We start from the raw sequence: 20312 nt of genomic DNA on the forward strand, positions 1-20312 counted from the left end.
CTTTACTTTTTTTATTTCAGATCAACCACGGCTAAATCTTGACTTCATCCAGGTTAATAAACTCAATCTCCCGGTTGTCGTTGAGCGACACTCCTATGACTGAGTCCTTTTGTACCTTGCCTGCAAGAATCTGCTTCGACAGCTCGTTGAGAATCATTCTTTGCATCACTCTCTTTAAAGGCCTGGCACCAAACTGAGGATCAAAGCCCATTTCGCCAAGGTAATCCAGTACGTCTGCCGAAGCCTCCAGTTTTATACCGTTTTCTTCCAGTCTCCTCTGAATCAGCTTAAACTGAATTTCGACAATTTTTCTAATGTCCTTCTTATTCAACGGCTCGAAAAGAATGGTCTCGTCGATCCTGTTGAGGAACTCTGGTCTCACAGATTTTTTCAAAAGGTCAAACACATTCTTTTTCACTTCCGCCAAAGTGGCTTCTCTGTTCAAGTCGTTCATGGTGTCGAAGGCATCCTGAATAATTCCGGAACCAATATTGGTGGTCATGATGATGATGGTGTTCTTGAAATTGGCCACTCTTCCTTTGTTGTCGGTAAGCCTTCCATCATCAAGCACTTGTAGCAGGATGTTGAACACATCGGGGTGTGCCTTCTCAATTTCGTCCAGAAGGATGACTGAGTAAGGTTTTCTCCTCACCGCCTCTGTCAGCTGACCGCCCTCATCGTAGCCCACATATCCCGGAGGGGCCCCAATCAGCCTGCTTACAGCATGACGTTCCTGGTACTCACTCATGTCTATTCTTACCATGGCGTTGTCGTCGTTGAACAGGTATTCGGCCAGTGCCTTTGCCAGCTCGGTCTTACCAACACCAGTCGTACCCATGAAGATAAACGAACCTATAGGCCGCTTAGGATCCTGAAGACCGGCACGACTTCGCCTGACAGCATCAGCCACCGCCTCAATGGCTTCACTTTGTCCGGCCACTCTTTTTCCAAGTTCTTCTTCCAGCTTCAAAAGTTTGTCCCGGTCGCTCTGAAGCATCTTGCTTACGGGTATACCTGTCCATTTACCTACTATTTCGGCTATGTCCTCGGCCTCAACTTCTTCTTTCAAAAGCGAATTTCCTCCCTGAAGTTCCTTTAGCTGCTCCTGGAATTTTTTGAGCTTTTCTTCGCTCTCTACAATTTTCCCATAGCGAATCTCGGCTACACGCCCATAGTCGCCACTTCTTTCGGCTTGCTCTGCCTCCAGTTTGTATTTTTCGATGGCTTCCTTTTCATGCTGAATGCCTTGAATCACAGACTTTTCATGCTGCCACCTGGCCTTCAGTGCATCTCTTTGTTCGCTTAAGTCAGCAATTGTTCTTGAAAGTTCTTTTTCTTTCTCCTTGTCCTTTTCCCGTCGAATGGCCTCTCTCTCGATTTCCAGCTGCATAATGCGCCTGTTCAGCTCATCCAGTTCCTCAGGAAGTGAATCAATTTCAATCCGAAGTTTCGATGCTGCTTCATCCATTAAGTCGATGGCTTTGTCGGGCAAAAACCTGTCAGAGATATACCTGCTTGAAAGCTCAACTGCGGCTATCACGGCGTCGTCTTTTATCCGAACGCCGTGGTGCAGTTCGTATTTGTCCTTAATGCCCCGCAGGATCGATATGGCGTCCACTACAGACGGTTCGTCTACCACAACCGCCTGGAACCGTCTTTCAAGAGCTTTGTCTTTCTCAATGTACTTTTGATACTCCTTCAGCGTGGTGGCCCCGATCGCATGAAGTTCTCCACGTGCTAAGGCGGGCTTCAGCAGGTTGGCAGCGTCCATGGCTCCTTCGCCTCCCCCACCGGCTCCAACAAGGGTATGTATTTCATCTATGAAGAGGATGATTTGCCCGTCGCTGTCGATCACTTCTTTGATCACTGCTTTTAGCCGCTCTTCAAACTCACCCTTGTATTTGGCGCCAGCCACAAGTAGACCCATATCCAGAGAGATAAGGACTTTCTCCTTCAGATTCTCTGGCACGTCACCGTCCACAATTCTTTGAGCCATCCCTTCAACAATGGCGGTTTTACCCACCCCCGGCTCACCCAATAGTATTGGATTATTCTTAGTCCTTCTGGAAAGGATTTGCAGCACCCTTCTGATCTCTTCGTCCCGTCCGATAACCGGATCGATCTTGCCCTGGCGGGCCATTTCGTTGAGGTTTTTCGAATACCTCTCCAGCGATTTATACTTTGCTTCGGCGTTTTGATCTGTTACAGTGTTGCCACCTCTGAGTTCCTTGATGGCCAACTTCATTTCCTTCTCTGCAAACCCAGCCGACTTCATCGCAGTTGCAATTTTGTCCTTGCTACTAAGTAACCCAAGAATGATATGCTCAATCGCTACAAACTCGTCCCCAAACTCTTTGAGATAGCCGACAGCCTTCTGTAGGGCCGCCGCTGATTCATTAGAGAGATAGGGCTGTGATCCTGAGACCTTAGGATAGGAATTTATTATTTCCTCAATTTTTTCGTCCAGATTTAGTCTGTTGATGCCTAATTTCTTCAAAAGAAAAGGCATAACATTCTCATCTGTCGACATGATTGCTTTGAGTAGATGCGCTGGCTCTATAGCCTGCTGCTCATAACTTTGAGCGACCTCGGCCGCCTTTTGAACAGCCTCCTGTGATTTTATAGTGTAGTTATTGAAGTTCATCTCTTTTTCTTTTGTGCTTATCCAGCGGTCAAATATCGAACCAGGCCGCAATAGGATTATTTTTAGGTCAAAATGACAGAAAAACCAGATCATCCGTGGACTTTTCAGACAATTTGGCGTATTCAAGCTTCATAAAAATGTAATACCAATTCCATTCTTTATTTCTTATTTTCAGGCCGAAATAGAAATCATGAATGGAATCGGTAGCAGAGGATAATTTAGAGCAGCCACCCAAGGCGACGAAATTTGAAAAACTTTTGCTTTGGCTGTCTTTGTATGTGGTGGTGGAGTTATACGTGAGTTCAGTCACAGAGTATACTCCGCTGGTATATGAGATAACATATTATGTCGATTTCGCCATATGTATGATTTTTCTGTATGACTTTTTCAACGGGCTTTGGAAGGCAGAGAACAAGTGGAAATTTGTTGCCAACAATTGGATAGACTTTGTTGCTTCCATACCAACTGTGGGCTTCCTTCGGGCGGCGAGAATTTTCAAGATTTTTAAGCTTTTGAGGGTACTTAGGTCAGCGAAGTATGTTTTTCAGTTTTTTAATAGAAAAACCTCTTTCAGCACCTTCCGGAATGTGGTCATTCTTAATGTTGTCGTGGTATTGCTTTTCACGATCAGTTTTTATCATGCGGAGAGAAATGCCAACCCTCATATCTCCACGTTCACTGATTCCCTGTGGTGGACAACAATTACCACTATGACAGTTGGCTTTCTGCAGGATATTCCACCCGTGACGCCTGAAGGAAAGGTGCTTTCTGTCGTTCTTATTTTTGCCGGGATGATTATTGGTGCTACCATGATTGCAACGATTACTGACTATTTTATTGAGGATGAAGATATTCAGGTGAACGTTAATCGGGTGCATGATAAGTTGATGGAGGTTGAGAAGAAACTAGATACGCTTACTGAGAAGCTGGAAGAGTTGTCCAAATCCCAAAAGAATGGAAATCAATAGACGGAAGTTTTTAGTGAAAGGCGGATTGGGGCTGGCTGGTGGCACGGCCGGAATGCTTTCTGCCTGCACTGAGGAAAAGAAGCAGATTGAAACTCCATACATCAATTTTAACAAGTCGTTTGAGTGGAAGATGGTCACCACCTGGCCTCCAAATTTCCCGGTGGTAGGTGAGGGCTGCGTGATGATGTCGAAATGGGTGGAAACCATGAGTGGAGGGCGCCTAAAAATAAAAGTCTATGGGGGAGGAGAGCTGGTTCCGGCGCTGGAGGTGTTTGACGCCGTAAGCAGCGGCGCTGTTGAGATAGGCCATGGTGCCTCCTATTACTGGGCTGGCAAGGTACCGGCTGCCCAGTTTTTCGCCGCTGTTCCTTTTGGCATGAACGCTCAGCAGATGAACTCCTGGATCATAAGCAGCGGGGCCATAGCGTTGTGGGAGGAACTGTATGAGCCCTTCAGGCTGGTGCCCATGATCGCCGGGAATACCGGCGTGCAAATGGCGGGCTGGTTCAACCGGGAGCTGAACACAATGGACGACCTGAAAGGCCTGAAAATGAGGATTCCCGGGCTGGGCGGGAAGGTGTTGTCGGAAGCTGGAGGCACGTCGGTGCTACAGGCTGGTGGCGAAATTTACACCAACCTTGAAAGAGGCGTGATCGATGCTGCCGAATGGATTGGCCCCTATCATGACTACCTGATGGGATTTCAGAGAGTGGCTAAGCACTACTACTATCCAGGTTGGCATGAGCCAGGCTCGGTGCTGGAGCAGATGGTGAACAAAGACAAATTTGAGGCACTTCCAACAGATCTGAAAGAAATAGTGCGGGCAGGGGCGTCTAAGCTCAATGAATGGATGCTTGCTGAGTTTGACGCAAAGAACAGTTTGTACCTTAAAAAGCTCCGGCAGGAAGAGGGAACGGATATCAGAAAACTTCCCGATGTGATTTTGAGGGAGCTAAAGAAAATAAGTGATGTGATGCTTGGAGATATGGCTCAAAGCGATCCTGTCATTAAAAAAGTATACGACAGCTTTACAACGTTTCGAGATCAGGTGAAACCCTGGTCAGATATTAGCGAACGAGCTTTTTATAATGATGTGCTAGGCCAGTAGGACTTTTTTTCATCTACTTTTTGAGCAGGTTCGGTAAAAAGGAAACAATCTCTGGAAAGAGAACTACAAGCAGAAGAAATACAAGCTGTATCAGGACAAAAGGAACAATGCCTCTATATAGTTGCCCGGTGGTGATATGTTTTGGTGCTACTCCTTTCAGGTAGAAAAGTGAGAAGCCAAATGGTGGTGTGAGGAAAGAAGTTTGCAGGTTGAGGGCCAGCAGTATTCCCACCCATACGAGGTCAACTCCCAACTTAGCAAATATTGGTGCTACTACCGGCACTATGATGAAGATGATCTCGATAAAGTCGATGAAGAAGCCAGCGATAAATACGGCGAGCATCACAACAAACAGAAATGCATTCACAGACAAGTCGGAATTCTCAATGAGTTGAATAAGGAATCGATCGCCTCCTAATGCCCTGAAAACCAGCGAAAATGCGGTTGCGCCAATGAGGATTGTAAAGACCATTGTGGTGAGGTGGGTTGTTTCTCTCATCACGCCCTTCAATACGTCAAGGTTGAATTTGCCAGACATAACGGTGAGCAATGTGGCGCCAAGAGCACCAACTCCAGCAGCTTCAGTAGGAGACGCAATGCCCGCAAAAATGGATCCCAACACAGCTACAATCAGCAGGAGAGGAAGTACGAAAGCCTTTATAACCTGTCCGGTTATTCCTTTTTCCCTGAAAGCCCGGATTTCCTCTTCCGGCATACCCGGTGCCTTGTTTGGTTTAACTATGGCGTACCCCACTATGAAGGCCAGGTAGCAAAAAACCAGTGCAACGCCAGGCACAACGGCAGCAGTGAAGAGATCCCCAACGGAGACGTTGAGCACGCTGCCCAGTAATACCAGAACCACAGATGGCGGGATAATTTGACCTAAAGTGCCGGCTGAAGCGATGGTGCCTGTTGCCAACTCAGGACTAAAACCCCGCTTGAGCATGGTTGGTAAGCTAATAAGCCCCATGGTAATGACAGTAGCCCCAACAATCCCTGTGGAAGCTGCCAGCATGGCACCAACCAGCACAACAGCGACGGCCAGGCCACCTTTGAACTTCCCAAAAATAAGGGCCATCGTTTCCAGCAGGCTCTCTGCAAGCCCGGACTTCTCCAGCATGATTCCCATAAAAACGAACAAGGGTACAGCTATGAGAACAAAATTGTTCATGGTGCCATAAATTCTCAGCGCCACCAGGTAAAAGAAATCGGCATCGAAGAATATAAGACCAAAAATCACTGAGAGGCCCCCTAGCGTGAAGGCAACAGGAAATCCCCAGAGAATAAAAATGAATATCAGACCAAAAAGTACCAGCGCCCAAATCTCATTCATTGTCTGCCGATTTCAGAGGGTTCAAAATGGTGGACAGCGACTTGAACGCTACGGAAACGCCCTGTAAAAACAAAAGAAAGAAGCCCATCGGGATAAAAGCTTTGATGATGTAGCGAGCGGGAAGACCACCCGGGTCAGGAGAATTTTCTCTGATGATCCACGAATTGTAGACAAAAAGCAGGGAGGTCTTGATGATCACTACACATATTGGCAGAAGAAAAAGCAATACTCCGAGTAAGTTGACATAAGCCTGCTTCCTGGGCGACATTTCCCCATAAAACACATCAACCCTTACATGCTTGTCATGCTTGAGTGTGTAACCTGCTCCAATTAAAAAAATGGCTGCAAAAAAATGCCATTCCAGCTCAAATACAGAAGCAAAGCTGACATTAAAAATATACCTCATTGCTACATCGAAGCAAAAGACCAAGACCATGATGCCGGCCAGCCAGGAGATAAGGCGTCCAGTGTACTCATTCAGTGCATCAATCCTTTCTGAAATAAGGGTAAGTAGGTGCATATCAACTTTTGTGGAATGAAGATATGGTTTTCCTTTTGAAGAGCAAGGCTACATTTGCAAGAGAGCCCGGTAAATGATTTGCAAGGTGTTTAGTGAGTGGTTTGCGACTTGAGCGAGGCCAGTTCAACCTTTAGTAGTCGGAAGAAGGGCAAGTCAGATGAAGAATCCTGCTATCCTTTAATCTACTCATCCCAGAAAAGACAAAAAGAAAACCCCGGCAATTGCCGGGGTTTAAGTGTCTAAAGATCATCGTCAAGTCACTGATTCACGTTTTGCAAACGCACACCTGAACCATATTTAACTGTCAACTCAAATACTTCTCCAGAAACGGCGTAAACGCTGGTAGGTCCGGAGTAGGCTCCAAAAGCGCTGTTGTTCAACTCTTCCAAATAGCCGGAGCCTTTGTCAGTTACTGTCCAGTTAGTGCTCCACTGAACCTCTCTGGTTCCCTGAGTTGTGAAATCAAACAATTGCACGGCGGCGCCTGTTCCAGGAGAGGTTGCCAGAGTAGGCATGATTGTTACGCCGAATACTCCAGTGTAACCCATACCACCATCTTCGTTGAATAGGCCGCCAATGGTTCCATCTGAATTGATATCAACATCAGCCGAAGCCATCATAGCCATTGGCTCAACAATTTCTAGGACGGGAGCGGCGTAAGAGATTCCAGTTCTCAAGTTGGTTACTGTTCTTGTCAAGATCAGGTTCCCTGTGCCGTCGATTCCAAGAAGATCGTCAAGGTTGCCTGTCAAGCCTGTTCCGGCCTCTGTATAAGAGATTACGTCTGTGTCAGTTGCGCTAGCGTCTGGGAAGCTTGCAACGGTTGTGTTATACCAGTTTACCGCTGGCAAAATAGTGTAAGGTACGGTAATACCGGTGTTGTCAATCGCTATAGTATATTCAAACCCGGTTGCTACCACGTCTACAACTGGCAAAGCAGCTCCCGTGCCGCCTCCAGCAAAAGTTATCCCTGTGATGGGGGCAGAATACCCAACTCCTGTAGTAGTAGTTTGAATAGCATCTACTCTACAGTCGCAAGTAACTGTAATTGTTGCAGCTGTGGTCGGAGCAACGGCAGGAGCTACCTCTACTACAGTAACTTGATAGCCAGTTACACCGAAAGCGTTAAGGTTATCACTGCCATTGGTAAGGATATTTCCACCGGTTTCGTCTATGGTTGGCAGAACGCCGTTTCCAGTACCATCATCCACGGCGGTTTCAGTTACCGTAACAGTCTGAAGAACTGTAGCGCCGGAAAGTACATCAATAGTAATGTCATAGTCTTCACCAATTGTATAGCCAACACCACCAGCAACCGTTAGATCAAGGTCGCCAATAATAGACGTCTGAAGCGCAATTGGCGTGGTAGGGGTAGTAGCAGTTGCTACAGCAGCTGTGGGAGAAATCTGAACAGTACCACCGTCACTGATAATGTCGAATTCAACGTTTCCAGAGTTAGGAGTAGTACCTGCATTGCCATCAATAGTGAATCCGATATTTAAATCCCTAGGAACCACCGTAAACGTCAAATTTGCGCCATTTCCAGCGCCCGTAGGTGCAGGGAATACAGCTTTGGCACCAGCGATAGAAATTGTTGGAGAGAAAGAAGCGGCATTCACAGGTCCGTATCTCGCAGGCACGGTAGCAAGTTCTGGAGTAACAGGTAAATCGTCTCTCGTATCAATAACGATAGTTTGGTCAGCTGTTACGTCAGGTACCATTAGTGTGTATGATATTCCGTTTTCATTTGCTGGCAATAACATGCTGAACCTACCTGTTGTATTGTCCACAATAGCTGAGCCAATTCCCTCACCGCTAAACCTTACGTCGTAAATATCAACAGATGAGTGGAAAAAATTTTGGGCACTTTCGTAGTCGAAATCTGTACCATCGAGATAGGCAACTATAGTCACATCCTGTGGAACTTCAGATGCCGAGTTGGTAAGATCAGTTTCGATAGTTGCTGTGCCATTCACAGTGGCAAATGTTCCGCTTGCGCCATCTGCTGAAAGCAGAACGATGCGAGTAGTCTCATGTCTTCCTAATGGATAAATGTAGCTTCCAATTTGGAAGTATTCTTCACCACTGGAAATAGTTCCTAAATCCAGTATGTAAGAAACGCCAACGAAGCCTGCCAAAGTTACCTGAACAGGGCTTGCTCCTATGACAATATCATTGATAATGACCTGGCCGGTGGCATCAGTTACTGCATCCACACGGGCTGCAGGGTTACTGCCTCCAACTGAAACGGTAACGCCTTCCAGCGGCGCACCACCCTGATTTTCAATTGTTAGTGTGTAGGACGCCAAAAGACCTGCCTGACGCAAAGCTTCAGTATTTTCATCTTTCAGCATACCAGCAAGCTGATTTGAGAATACCGCCATCAAAGAGTCATTCTCACGCATAAGCTCATACTGAAGAATCAGTTTCTCCAGATCAAAGCTTTGCTGCGCAGCAGCCAATTCAGCTTGCTTGTCGAGGAAGTCTTCCTCTGTAAATTCATCTTCGCACGACGTAAAGGTGAACACACCCAGCGCCATTATTACGAGTAAAAAATTGAGTTTAATTGTTTTCATGATTTTATGAAGGTTTGTTTTTTTAAATCTTTAAAAGAAATACCCAAAGTTGATACTGAGAGTGGATGGAATAAGTCTTCCTCCGGTACCAGGATAACCTGAATAGATGTTAATGTTGTCTAGTCCGTGGCGATAGCGTATTTCCTGATAAAAGGATTTACCGTTGCCCAGGTCATACTCCAGTGCGAAACCAGCATGGCCAGCGAACTGGTGGCTTTGCATACTGCTGGTAATGTTTTCACGAGAGTTGGAATGAATACCTGTGGTGCCATTAGCAAAATTGTAATAGTTATCCCGTGTCTCAAATGAGGCCACTGAATAACCATAGCTGGCTCCAATCAGGATTTTTGGAGAAACAGAGCTTCCCGATGTTGGAATGCTGATTACTGCCATCACAGGCAGCTCTGCATTTTTTATCGACACTGATCTGTTCATAAAAGTGATTGAAGACACATTTCCCTCGATTTCAGAATAATCAACGGTTCTGTTCTCCAAGCCACCACCGATACCCATGTACAGCAACTCACCCCGGACCGCAATCATTTCTGTCACCTGATAGTTGCCAACTGCGCCAACATTTACATCAAGTGTCATGCCTGTCTGACTGAACTGGTTTAGGTTCGCACCAACCTTTGCCCCATACCGTAAAGGGCTAAAGGCACTAAGTCCATCATCCTGTGCGGACGCATCATGGACCCACAACCCACATAATAGAAATATTAAATGGGTGCTTCGCAAACGCCTTAAGCGTGAAACAAAACTTCTCATATATTATATAGTTAAGAATGGTTTAAATACTTAGTTCTGTTTGATGACTAAAGTCTAAAAGTAACCACAACAGATTTCGCTCGAAATACCCATTTCTAGGTATTTTATCATTATCTAATCCAAAAGTTCAAAAAACACGGGACATGAAATAGGGAAATTTTTATTTGTTAGTCAAGTTTTAGCAAAAGTACTTTGTCAATTAGTATTCGCTATTTTGTGTATGCAGCTAATTTTCCCATCAAATGCTCCTTTTTTCTTGTAGCCACAGGAAGGGTCGTTCCATCCTTCAGCACAATTGAACCCCCATCGGCTTTATCGAGGCGAAGAAAAAACTTAAGATTAACCAGGTGAGACTGATGTGCACGAAAGAATTGATTCGAAGAGAAGAGGCTGTCAAAATCTTTCAGCGTCTTTGAGATAAGTAAGAACTTGCCATTGGCTAAATAGAACTTTGTATAGTTTCCTTCAGCTTCGCACCTCACAATTTCATCCGTTTCAATCAAGTGAATGCTATCGTGATCCTTCAGCAGCACCCTTTTGGGCAGACGCTCATCTCTTGAGTTCTCAAGCAATAATTTGAGAGAAAGTTTGTCGGAATGGGCTTTTACGGATTCTCTGGCCTTGGATACTGCATAATTGAGTTCGCCTGGATCAACTGGTTTCAGCAAGTAGTCTACCGCACTGAACTTAAAAGCCCGGATGGCGTATTCGTTGTGCGCCGTGACAAAAATGATTTTGAAGTCGATCGTCTCAAACTTTGAGAGTAAGTCAAACCCCGTGCCTTCATTGATCTCGACATCCAAAAAAACGAGATCGGGTTTTTTAGCGCTGATCACCTCAAACCCAGTACTAACCGAGGCTGCCTCACCTACTACCTGGATATCAGGGTGTGAAACCTTCAAGAGAGCTCTTAGCGCCTCTCGCAGTGGGGCTTCGTCATCAACAATGATTGCTTCCAACTAGTCTTTAACAGTTAGTATGTGATAAGCTTATTGAAAAGTAATAATAGTGAAACTTTTGTGCCCGGGCCAACTCGTTTAAGTCTGAAAGGTCTCCTGGTTAATTTTCGTCTTCCATTTAAGAATTTTAATGGTCACAGCCGTTCCGATCACCACCAAGTCTGATGGTGCTTATTGGGAGCAAGTAAACAGGCTGAAGGAACTTCGTAAGACCCGGGAAGGTTAGCTGTGTGATTGGTTGTTTGTCGTCAAATCAATTCCGTTTCGACCTCATTGGCTTGTTAAAACCCAAATTCCTTTGCCTCTGGCACCACTTAACAACTAATAGTCGCTAACTTTACAGCTTTAATACCCACACATAGTGCAAGATATCAGGAAAATTTCATCATCAGAGCTCGTCGATGTTTTTAAAACATGGGGAGAACCTGCTTTCAGAGCCAAGCAGGTGAGCGAATGGCTGTGGAAAAAGTCGGCCACTTCCTTTGATGAAATGACCAACCTTTCACTCAAGACAAGAGAGATGCTGAAGGAGCATTTCAGTATTTTGGCTGTGAGCACGGCCACCCGGCAAATGTCTTCAGATGGAACGATCAAATCAGGCTTTCGCTTGCACGACGGCCACATGATTGAGGGTGTGCTGATACCAGCCGATGATCGGATGACCGCTTGCGTGTCTTCACAGGTGGGTTGCTCATTGACTTGTAAGTTTTGTGCCACCGGTTATATGGAGCGCAAAAGGAATTTGGATCCCGCAGAAATTTACGATCAGGTGGTGATGATTGACAAGCAGGCAAGAGAGGCCAATAATGTACCTCTTACTAATATAGTGTACATGGGCATGGGCGAACCGCTGCTCAACTATGCCAATGTGCTCAAGTCGGTGGATTATATTACCTCTCCTGACGGGCTAGGCATGTCGCCCAAGAGGATTACTGTTTCTACAGCCGGCATTGCCAAAATGATCAAAAAGCTGGGGGACGACGAGGTGAAGTTTAACCTGGCTTTGTCGCTCCACGCCGCCAACGATGAAAAGCGCAACCAGATTATGCCCATCAACGAGTCCAATACATTGGAGGCATTGAAAGAGGCATTGCAGTATTTCTATCAGAAAACGAAGAACAAAATCACCTTCGAATACATCATGTTCTATAGCTTCAATGACACGTTGAAGGATGCGGAAGAGCTTTTCCAGTTTACCAAATCAGTGCCAAGCAAGGTGAACATTATAGAGTACAATCCGATTGCGGAAGCTACTTATAAAAATGCCGACCCCGAGGCGCTTGATAAGTTCTCAGCCTACCTGGAAGACAGGGGTGTGGTGGTGAATGTGCGGCGAAGCAGAGGGAAAGACATCGACGCCGCCTGCGGGCAGCTAGCCATCAAAGACAAACCCGCTGCCTGATCTGCTCTTGACATCAGCTACATTTTCTATTTCTTGCTTGCATTGAAAAGCTTCTGCTTTTCTTCTTTGCTCAGGCTCTCATACCCAGAGTGAGAAATCTTGTCGAGGATAGCGTCAATTTCATCCTGATCGGATTTAGTATTGGAGGATGAAGCTTTCTTCGTTCCGGTAAATTTTGTGCTCTTATGAGTTACCCTGATTTTTGGTGAGGGTTTAAATAAGCCTTTGAACCATTCCATCACACTTACCACGGGCGTGCCTATGTCGTTGCCTCGCTGGAGCTGTCGAATAAAGATAAAACCCATCAAAGCACCTCCCAGGTGAGCCAGCTCGCCGCCGGCGTTGGCACCAATGGTTTGTGAAAAAGATAGTAGTATATAGAAAATGGCGATGTATTTGATTTTAACAGGCCCTAGAAAGAGCAGGAAAAAGGTGTAGTTGGGCATAAACGTGGCAGCTCCTACCACAATGGCGTACACACCTGCAGAAGCTCCCAGCATGACCGATCCAGCCACTCTTTCATGAAAGTAGGGGATAAGGTTATAAATGAGTATGTAGAACAGTCCTCCAACTATGCCACCAATCACATACATGGAAATGGCCCGCTGGTCACCCAGGTACTCTACAATGATCTTCCCGAACCAAAAAAGGAAAAGCATATTGAAGATGATGTGGAAGAAGCCCTCATGGGTGAAGAAATACGAAAGCAGCGTCCATGGTTTGACGATGAAGCTATCAATGGACGCAGGTAACATGAACTGGCGAAGGATCGTCTGATAGACATCAGGGTTGCCCGACAAGACCAATATCACTTTGAAAATGATCAGCGCAACAAAAATAATCACGTTGATCATGATGAGCTGGATCAGCCCATTGTTAGGCCTGCTCCAGGCGTTTTTAAAATCGTCGAAAAGTCCGCCGTTTCCGTACATAGTCTTCTAATAGAATTTGCTGGAGTTTTTTTGCCAGTATTTAATCACTATAAATGCGATGAGCATACCACCCAGGTGGGCCAGGTGAGCGACATTGTCCCCCTGAGAACGGTTTAGCTCCGAATACAATTCATAAGCTCCGTAGAAAAATACCAAATATTTTGCTTTGATGGGTATGGGAGGGAATAACAAAAACAGTTGAGTATTGGGAAAGAGCATCCCAAAGGCCATCAAAATCCCAAACACAGCTCCAGATGCTCCCACCATGGGCACGTTTTCAATCCTCCCCATAAGGTCCTGCACAAATACCCTGCTTTGGCTGATATACTCCGGATTGTTTGGGTTTTCTACATAGGCATCGATAAAGCTAATCAAGCTTTCGTAGTACTGGCTGGCATGCTGCACCACAAAGAGGTTGAATGCTTCGGGGTCAGGGTCGGCCAGGTAGGCCATCGCATCATTTGACACAGCCGAAGTTTCAATATAGTCGATCGCAGCGTACAAAACACCGGCACCGATGCCAGTGACCATATAAAAGAAGAGGAATTTTTTCGGCCCCCAAAAACGCTCCAGCATGTTGCCAAATATGATCAGGGCAAACATGTTCCCGAACAGGTGCATAAAGCTACCATGCACAAACATGTAGGTGATGAACTGGTACGGAGCAAACGAGTCGGCCAGAATATACCGCAGCCCAAATGTGGCTGCGAAGTCCATTTTTAAAATACTTTCCAAAAAAAACACCACCAGATTTACTATCAGGAGGTTTTTCACCATGGGTGTCAGGTTGAACATAGGCGTTTATTCATTAAAGAAACTGGCAAGCCGATCAAGGCCCAATATGTACATGGTTGCCTGGCCTCCGGGCGTATAGTTAGGTTGGGTGCAGGCAAAAAGCTGATCGATCAATGAGACCATTTCTTCGTTGCTAAGCATCTTCCCATTTTTGAGCCCGGTGCGTTTGGCCATAGACCTCGCCAGATTCTCTTTACGATTTATACTCAATTCAGATTTATAAACTTTAAATTGTTCTATCAACCCCTCAAGCACTTCCTTCTCGTTGGAGCCCGAAAGTTCGGCAGGCATGCCGTTGATCACGAGGGTATTTTGGCCGAATATACTGAAAACAAATCCCAGTGCTTTCATTTCTTCTTCCATTTCCATCACTAATTGATAATCGGACGGATTAAGGTTGAGCTGTTGCGGAAAAAGGAATTGCTGCGAAGCTGCCTGCCCCTTTTCGAGGTGGTGTGTGAACCGCTCGAAAAGTATCCTTTCGTGGGCGTGCTCCTGATTGATGATCAGCAAGCCTGATTTCACCTGCTTACAAATGTATTTTTTATGAAGCTGAAACGGTGCGTTGATTTCCACTTCAAGCACTGAGGCCTGAATTTCCTGAGTAGGTTCCTCTGGTGTTGCGTCGCTGGCAAACGTTTTCACAACAGGTTCGACGCCAGCAGCTCCCTCTTTCTTCACCTCTTCAAAAGAATATTGGGCTTCCAGGTTGGCGTCTTCGTAGAGTCTTTCCCAGTTCTTTGCGTTGTTTTTACTCAACGGAGAACTGAAAGATGACGAACCGGTTGGCATAGGTCGTTTCGCCTGGCTTATTTCATCAAAATTAAGCTTTGAGCGGGTGATGGCCTCAAAGTTCACGTCGTAATTGAAGTCCAGCGAAGGGGCAATGTTGTGTGCACCCAGTGCCTGCCTGATGGCAGATTTTACCACGCCATATATCATTCGCTCATCTTCAAATTTTACTTCTGTTTTTGTCGGGTGCACATTGATATCGATTTTGGAAGGATCCATGTCAATGAAAAGCACGTAAAACGGGTGGGTGTCTGCCGACAAAAGTCCTTCGAACGCACTTGTGAGGGCGTGATTCAGGTAATTGTTTTTGATGTAGCGATTGTTGATAAAGAAGAACTGCTCACCACGGGTTTTCTTGCTGAACTCAGGCTTACCAATGTAGCCATGGATTTTTATTTGGTCGGTGCTTTCGTCCACCGGCACCAATTGTTCCCTGTAATTCTTGTTGAAGAGCCCAATGATCCGGCCTGATAGCTTTCCTTCCTCGAGCTGATATACCGGCAGGTCATTTTGATGGAGGGAAAATGCAATGCCCGGATGTGCCAGTGCCACCCGCTGGAATTCATCAATAATATGGCGCATTTCCACTGGGTTGCTCTTGAGGAAATTACGCCTGGCCGGAACATTGAAAAAAAGATTTTTTACTGATACTGTGCTGCCCTGGGGTGTTACACAGGGCTCCTGTTTTTTGATCTCTGACCCTTCAATGCATATAAATGAGCCCAGCTCCGACTCTTTTCTTTTTGTTTTGAGCTCTACCTGAGCCACAGCGGCAATGGAAGCGAGAGCCTCGCCCCGAAACCCCTTTGTTTGAATCCGGAAGAGATCTTCGGGCGTTCTTAGCTTGGAGGTGGCGTGCCTCTCAAAACTCATGCGGGCGTCGGTTTCCGACATGCCAACTCCATTGTCGATCACCCGGATCAGCTGTTTGCCAGCCTCCTTCACGATCAATTGAATAGAAGTGGCTCCAGCATCTACGCTGTTTTCCAGCAATTCTTTGACAGCCGATGCGGGGCGTTGTACGACTTCTCCTGCCGCTATTTGGTTGGCTAGCGACTCAGGAAGGAGACGTATGATATCACTCATTTGCTATTTTTTGAAAAAGATACCTCTGAAGCGAAAGTAAAGGTAAACAGGAACACCTAGCATTAAGAAGTAAAATACTTGATTGCCGTAAAAAAGATAGCCAACAAACCCGCCGAGGAGGATCACAGCAATGACAAGCTGAAGGAGCGACGTGGAATAATTGGTGCCCGTAAACGATGAGCCCGTTTTTCTTCTGAATGCTCCGGCAATGCTGGAGGTAGTGCCACTTTCGGCATCCTCATTCATCTCATTCTTTATTTTTCTGGTACGCTCTTCGATATCTTCCTTGACAGGGTCATAGTGTCTTGGTGTATAATCAAAGTTCTTATACCTTGGCAGGCGAATAATTGAAGGAATTCTCATAATAAAGCAGGTCTTCCGTTCTTCAAAATTTGGTACCGCTTTTGCTACTGTGTGCAGAAAGGCGAATAAATTCTTTACGTTTTAAAACAAAGTTAGGTTATATTTTAGGATTAACACAGATCAAAAGATCAATGTTCCAAAAACTTTACCCGGCCTTAATAACGCTACTTTGCCTGGTGCTGATGCACCTCGGTGGCGGGGCGTATGCATGGGGTGAGCAGGAAGTTTTCGGTGAAATAGTAACACAGAGGTGGATGTTAACGCTGGAGGAGGTTGATAGAAGATCACAAAACGACTCTGTTGTAAAGTTTTTGAATCAAAATCAACTGGGGGGTATTTTATATCAGTCGCACCACTCCCTTTCCGAAATTGCAGCCCATATCGCCTTGGTTGAAGGAGGGACACCGCAGCAGCTGCTGATAGGGCTCAATCTCAGTGCCGCTGATCAAAAAACCTATCGCAACCTTGGGCTCACGCCACCGTCGGTGCTGGCAGCAGTGGCGGACGACGACTTGATACGTACGGCAGCCTCACGTGACGCAGTGCTCTTACGTGGCGCAGGCATTGGCTTTGTGATGGTAGACCTCTTTCGGCTTTCTTTTTGGCAAGGCTATAGTGAGGAGCCCGAGGCTGTAAAACAGTCTGCCGTTGCTTACCTGAAAGGTCTTACCGAAGGGGGAATTGATGTTGTCGGTAATTTCTCATCCAGTGCGTTTGGTGAATTAAGACTTCCTTTAACCGAAGAGCTCAGCCTGTATAAGGAGGCCGAAATTAGGGGGGTCAATATTAGTTCTCTCCAAAATCAGCCAGTGGCTTTCGAAAACGGCTACGAGGCGACTAAATTCCTGGCTAAGGAGTTTAGCTACCATCCAATCACATTCGCCTCTTACCCTTCAGAAAAGGCCTGGAGTCAAGACTTGAAGAACCCTGTTGCTGATTTTCTTTTCGTGTCGCCAGGGCAGGCATTTCACGAGTCAGCAAGGCTTGCTGATGCCAAGATTAAATACAAAAAACAAAAAGCAGTAGCCGGGAAAATTTCGCAATGGAAGTTGCAGCGGCTCCTGCTCCGAAGCCAGCCTGAGGAGGTTATGGCAGCCGCAGGCAACGCAGCTGAAAGGTCATTTGCTTTTCAACTGAATTTGAAGTCTGCCACGCTTCTTGCCAATGCTGAGGCCTTGATTCCGTTCAAAAAACTGGAAAATCAATCTTTTGCAACATCTTCTTTTGGCGACGTGAGCAAGGATTTTCTTGAGCATATGCACAAGTATGCGTCCGTAACAGAATTTGCCTTTCCCATGGGGCTGATGAGCGCAGAAATGCCAGCCTGGCAGATTGCACATTTTGACAATTACATCGCCGCTATCGATCTGGCGTGGTTCGATGCCCTGAGCCAAGAGGAGCAGGCCAGGCTGCTGGGTTTTTTGATCAAACTGCAAAAAGACCGGACGAAGGTTACGTTGGTGCTTTTGGGATTGAGCGAAAACCTTGAGTTGTTTGCGGGCATTGAGCACATAAGCTACCACCCTGTGGGCGGTGAACAGGCAGAGCGGCTGGCGCCGCAGCTTCTTTTTGGGGCCTATGGCTACTCAGGTAAATGGAATGGATCGAGGGAATTATTTGCTAGCGCATCTTCAACAGCACCGCTGGCCAGACTAAAGTATGGAGAGCCATGGATGAGGACTATTAAAGGGCTCGATGTGGTTGACAGCATTGCAATAAAGGCCATTAGAGATAAAGCCACCCCTGGTTGCCAGATTTTAGTTGCTAAAAGTGGAGTGGTACTTTACGAAAAGGCCTTTGGCTACCTGAGCTACGACAGCCTGATGCCTGTTACCAACGAGACACTTTATGACCTTGCTTCGTTAACCAAGGTGAGTGCTACTTTACAGGCGTTGATGATTTTGGTGGATCAGGGAAAGATCGATATTAAATCCAACCTTGGAGCCTACATTAAGAGTACGCTAGGCACAAACAAAGAGAGGCTGATTGTGGAGGATGTCCTGCTTCATCAAGCGGGGCTTAAGCCTTACATTCCTTTTTGGCAGCGATCTTACGAAAGCAAAAGAAAGAAGATACTTGACCCTATGTTCTTCAACGCTTCCGCCGGCGAGGAATTTTCCATGGAAATTCTGCCCGGTATGTATTCAACTCCGGCGATGAAAGACTCAGTTTGGCAATGGACGCTGAAAACGGATTTGATGACTTTGGCGCCGAACGATTCAGTTTACACCTACAAATACAGTGACCTTGGGTTCATGATCATCCAAAAGCTCGTAGAGGAAGTGACAGGAATGCCACTCGACGAGTTTGTGAGCAGAGAGGTGTATAAGCCTCTTGGCATGGATCGGCTTTGTTTCCAACCTTTGTGCAGTTATCCCTACCAGTCAATCGCACCAACTGAGCTCGACTTCTATTTCAGAAAAAACATGGTTTGGGGAACTGTGCACGATGAAAACGCAGCAATAATGGGTGGAATAGCCGGGCATGCCGGCCTGTTTGGTAATGCCAATTCGCTGGCGATTTTGCTTCAAATGCACCTGCAAAAGGGTTATTACGGAGGCAGGCAATATGTTGACAATAAGACAGTTGATCTGTTTACTCAGCGCCTGTCTAACAACGCTCCACGGGCGTTAGGCTGGGACATGAAAGACCTCTCTTTCACAAGAAATAATACTTCTTTTTGGAGTTCTGAAACTACTTATGGTCATACTGGGTTTACTGGTACGGCGGTGTGGGTGGATCCGGAAATGGAACTAATTTATATCTTCCTTTCTAACAGGGTTCATCCCGACGCTCACAATAACAAACTCGTAGAATCGAATATACGTACAAGAATCCAGGACGTAATCTATCAGTCGCTAGGTTGGCAGCTTACTTCCGGTGAATAGTTAGCAAGAGATATGAACATCGGAATAGTATGTTATCCCACCTTTGGTGGTAGCGGAGTGGTGGCCACCGAGCTTGGAAAGGCCCTGGCCAAAGAAGGACACAGGATTCACTTCATTACTTATTCACAACCCACACGACTTGATTTCTTTAACGAGAATCTTTTCTACCACGAGGTAGACGTTCAGTCGTATCCCTTGTTCCAGTATCCGCCCTATGAGTTGGCGTTGGCCAGTAAGATGGTAGAGGTTGTGCAGTTCGAGAAGTTGGATTTGTTGCATGTGCACTACGCTATTCCTCATGCGTCGGCTGCCTACATGGCAAAGCAGATACTGCGAGCCAAGGGGATCGAAATACCGGTGATCACTACACTGCATGGTACTGATATTACGCTGGTTGGCAAGGACCCATCCTATGAGCCCGTGGTTACATTTTCGATCAATCAGTCCGATGGGGTAACAGCTGTTTCAAGCTCGCTGCGGGATGAAACATATGAGCATTTTGCTATCACCAAGGAGATCGAGGTAATACCCAATTTTATCGACCTCGAGCGATTCAAGAAGCAAAAAAAGGATCATTTTAAGCAAGCAATATGTCCTAACGGAGAGAAACTGGTGGTGCACACGTCCAATTTCAGAAAAGTAAAACGGGTGGAGGATGTGATAAAAATCTTCATTGGTATTAGAAAGGAGATGCCGGCAAAGCTCCTGATGGTGGGTGATGGCCCTGAAAGAAGCAAGGCAGAAGCACTTTGCCGTGAAACCTGTTCATTTGAGGACACCAGGTTTCTCGGCAAGCTTGATCATGTGGAGGAAGTACTGTCAGTGGCGGATCTGTTTCTGATGCCTTCTGAAAAGGAGAGCTTCGGCCTGGCAGCGTTGGAGGCAATGGCATGCGAAGTCCCTGTGGTGTCATCAAATACAGGCGGCCTCACAGAGCTCAATATTGATGGTGTTTCCGGGTTTACCTGTGATATAGGTGATATCGAAAGCATGACTAAAAAGTCGCTTCACATTTTGAAGGACGAAAACTTACCCAGCTTCAAAGAAGGTGCACTTAAGCGTGCTAAGGAGTTTGACATAACCAATATTCTTCCCATGTATGAATCATTTTATAACAAAATCGTGGAATCTTTCAAAATAAGTGCGGTATAGTGGAATTTAAGGGGGTAGGAATTTTG

At 46.1% G+C, this 20312-nt stretch carries 15 protein-coding genes; 5 read left to right on the forward strand and 10 right to left on the reverse strand.

The features are described 5' to 3' along the window. Window positions 1-31: 31 nt before the first annotated feature. Window positions 32-2644, reverse strand: a complete 2613-nt coding sequence (gene clpB, locus GC130_RS09580; protein ID WP_151998080.1) for an ATP-dependent chaperone ClpB — start codon at window positions 2642-2644, stop codon at window positions 32-34. 194 nt (window positions 2645-2838) lie between these two features. Here clpB and GC130_RS09585 point away from each other — a divergent pair, with 194 nt between their 5' ends. After that, window positions 2839-3612, forward strand: a complete 774-nt coding sequence (locus tag GC130_RS09585) for an ion transporter (protein ID WP_151998081.1) — start codon at window positions 2839-2841, stop codon at window positions 3610-3612. Beyond that, complete coding sequence (locus GC130_RS09590) at window positions 3599-4720, forward strand: TRAP transporter substrate-binding protein (RefSeq protein WP_151998082.1); 1122 nt, start codon at window positions 3599-3601, stop codon at window positions 4718-4720. The genes GC130_RS09585 and GC130_RS09590 overlap by 14 nt, the downstream gene beginning before the upstream one ends. Before the next feature lie 13 nt (window positions 4721-4733). On the opposite strand, the gene GC130_RS09595 is transcribed toward GC130_RS09590, so the two are convergent. The 5 genes from GC130_RS09595 to GC130_RS09615 all read right to left on the reverse strand — a co-directional run bounded on the left by GC130_RS09595 (window position 4734) and on the right by GC130_RS09615 (window position 10876). Next, complete coding sequence (locus tag GC130_RS09595) at window positions 4734-6053, reverse strand: TRAP transporter large permease subunit (protein WP_151998083.1); 1320 nt, start codon at window positions 6051-6053, stop codon at window positions 4734-4736. Further along, window positions 6046-6573, reverse strand: a complete 528-nt coding sequence (locus GC130_RS09600; RefSeq protein WP_151998084.1) for a TRAP transporter small permease subunit — start codon at window positions 6571-6573, stop codon at window positions 6046-6048. The genes GC130_RS09595 and GC130_RS09600 overlap by 8 nt, the downstream gene beginning before the upstream one ends. Window positions 6574-6830: 257 nt before the next feature. Continuing rightward, window positions 6831-9149, reverse strand: coding sequence for a carboxypeptidase-like regulatory domain-containing protein (locus tag GC130_RS09605; protein WP_151998085.1), 2319 nt, complete (start codon window positions 9147-9149; stop codon window positions 6831-6833). A 30-nt stretch (window positions 9150-9179) separates the two neighbouring features. Further along, complete coding sequence (locus GC130_RS09610) at window positions 9180-9917, reverse strand: outer membrane beta-barrel protein (protein ID WP_151998086.1); 738 nt, start codon at window positions 9915-9917, stop codon at window positions 9180-9182. 209 nt (window positions 9918-10126) lie between these two features. Continuing rightward, window positions 10127-10876: a LytTR family DNA-binding domain-containing protein gene (locus GC130_RS09615; protein ID WP_151998087.1), complete on the reverse strand. Its 750-nt coding sequence runs from the start codon at window positions 10874-10876 to the stop codon at window positions 10127-10129. Window positions 10877-11234: 358 nt separating this feature from the next. On the opposite strand from GC130_RS09615, the gene rlmN reads away from it, so the two are divergent. Then, complete coding sequence (rlmN, locus tag GC130_RS09620) at window positions 11235-12278, forward strand: 23S rRNA (adenine(2503)-C(2))-methyltransferase RlmN (protein ID WP_151998088.1); 1044 nt, start codon at window positions 11235-11237, stop codon at window positions 12276-12278. A gap of 26 nt (window positions 12279-12304) precedes the next feature. On the opposite strand, the gene GC130_RS09625 is transcribed toward rlmN, so the two are convergent. Genes GC130_RS09625 through GC130_RS09640 form a run of 4 tightly spaced genes read right to left on the reverse strand, consistent with a single transcriptional unit; the run spans window position 12305 to window position 16246 of the window. After that, window positions 12305-13210, reverse strand: coding sequence for a rhomboid family intramembrane serine protease (locus GC130_RS09625; protein WP_151998089.1), 906 nt, complete (start codon window positions 13208-13210; stop codon window positions 12305-12307). Between the two features lie 6 nt (window positions 13211-13216). Then, window positions 13217-14005 (reverse strand): rhomboid family intramembrane serine protease, encoded by a 789-nt coding sequence (locus GC130_RS09630; protein WP_151998090.1) that lies wholly within the window; start codon window positions 14003-14005, stop codon window positions 13217-13219. Between the two features lie 6 nt (window positions 14006-14011). After that, entirely contained in the window at window positions 14012-15883 is a 1872-nt protein-coding gene (gene mutL, locus GC130_RS09635; protein ID WP_151998091.1) for a DNA mismatch repair endonuclease MutL, read from the reverse strand. A gap of 3 nt (window positions 15884-15886) precedes the next feature. Then, window positions 15887-16246 carry a hypothetical protein gene (locus tag GC130_RS09640; protein ID WP_151998092.1) on the reverse strand — a complete coding sequence of 120 codons (360 nt, stop codon included), beginning with the start codon at window positions 16244-16246 and terminating at the stop codon, window positions 15887-15889. A 131-nt stretch (window positions 16247-16377) separates the two neighbouring features. Between GC130_RS09640 and GC130_RS09645 the strand changes: the two genes are divergently transcribed. Further along, complete coding sequence (locus GC130_RS09645) at window positions 16378-19134, forward strand: serine hydrolase (RefSeq protein WP_151998093.1); 2757 nt, start codon at window positions 16378-16380, stop codon at window positions 19132-19134. 12 nt (window positions 19135-19146) lie between these two features. Then, a complete protein-coding gene (gene bshA / locus GC130_RS09650) occupies window positions 19147-20286 on the forward strand; it encodes an N-acetyl-alpha-D-glucosaminyl L-malate synthase BshA (protein WP_151998094.1) in 1140 nt (379 codons plus the stop codon). Window positions 20287-20312 lie beyond the last annotated feature (26 nt).

It is taken from the genome of Imperialibacter sp. EC-SDR9, from assembly GCF_902498805.1.
Lineage (GTDB): Bacteria > Bacteroidota > Bacteroidia > Cytophagales > Cyclobacteriaceae > Imperialibacter.

What these genes read in the sequence shown, in the direction of transcription:
- bshA (WP_151998094.1), top strand. Translation starts at nt 19,147, where the DNA reads ATGAACATCGGAATAGTATGTTATCCCACCTTTGGTGGTAGCGGAGTG.
- GC130_RS09585 (WP_151998081.1), top strand. Translation starts at nt 2,839, where the DNA reads ATGGAATCGGTAGCAGAGGATAATTTAGAGCAGCCACCCAAGGCGACG.
- GC130_RS09625 (WP_151998089.1), bottom strand. Translation starts at nt 13,210, where the DNA reads ATGTACGGAAACGGCGGACTTTTCGACGATTTTAAAAACGCCTGGAGC.
- GC130_RS09630 (WP_151998090.1), bottom strand. Translation starts at nt 14,005, where the DNA reads ATGTTCAACCTGACACCCATGGTGAAAAACCTCCTGATAGTAAATCTG.
- GC130_RS09640 (WP_151998092.1), bottom strand. Translation starts at nt 16,246, where the DNA reads ATGAGAATTCCTTCAATTATTCGCCTGCCAAGGTATAAGAACTTTGAT.
- clpB (WP_151998080.1), bottom strand. Translation starts at nt 2,644, where the DNA reads ATGAACTTCAATAACTACACTATAAAATCACAGGAGGCTGTTCAAAAG.
- GC130_RS09610 (WP_151998086.1), bottom strand. Translation starts at nt 9,917, where the DNA reads ATGAGAAGTTTTGTTTCACGCTTAAGGCGTTTGCGAAGCACCCATTTA.
- GC130_RS09595 (WP_151998083.1), bottom strand. Translation starts at nt 6,053, where the DNA reads ATGAATGAGATTTGGGCGCTGGTACTTTTTGGTCTGATATTCATTTTT.
- GC130_RS09600 (WP_151998084.1), bottom strand. Translation starts at nt 6,573, where the DNA reads ATGCACCTACTTACCCTTATTTCAGAAAGGATTGATGCACTGAATGAG.
- mutL (WP_151998091.1), bottom strand. Translation starts at nt 15,883, where the DNA reads ATGAGTGATATCATACGTCTCCTTCCTGAGTCGCTAGCCAACCAAATA.
- GC130_RS09645 (WP_151998093.1), top strand. Translation starts at nt 16,378, where the DNA reads ATGTTCCAAAAACTTTACCCGGCCTTAATAACGCTACTTTGCCTGGTG.
- GC130_RS09605 (WP_151998085.1), bottom strand. Translation starts at nt 9,149, where the DNA reads ATGAAAACAATTAAACTCAATTTTTTACTCGTAATAATGGCGCTGGGT.
- GC130_RS09590 (WP_151998082.1), top strand. Translation starts at nt 3,599, where the DNA reads ATGGAAATCAATAGACGGAAGTTTTTAGTGAAAGGCGGATTGGGGCTG.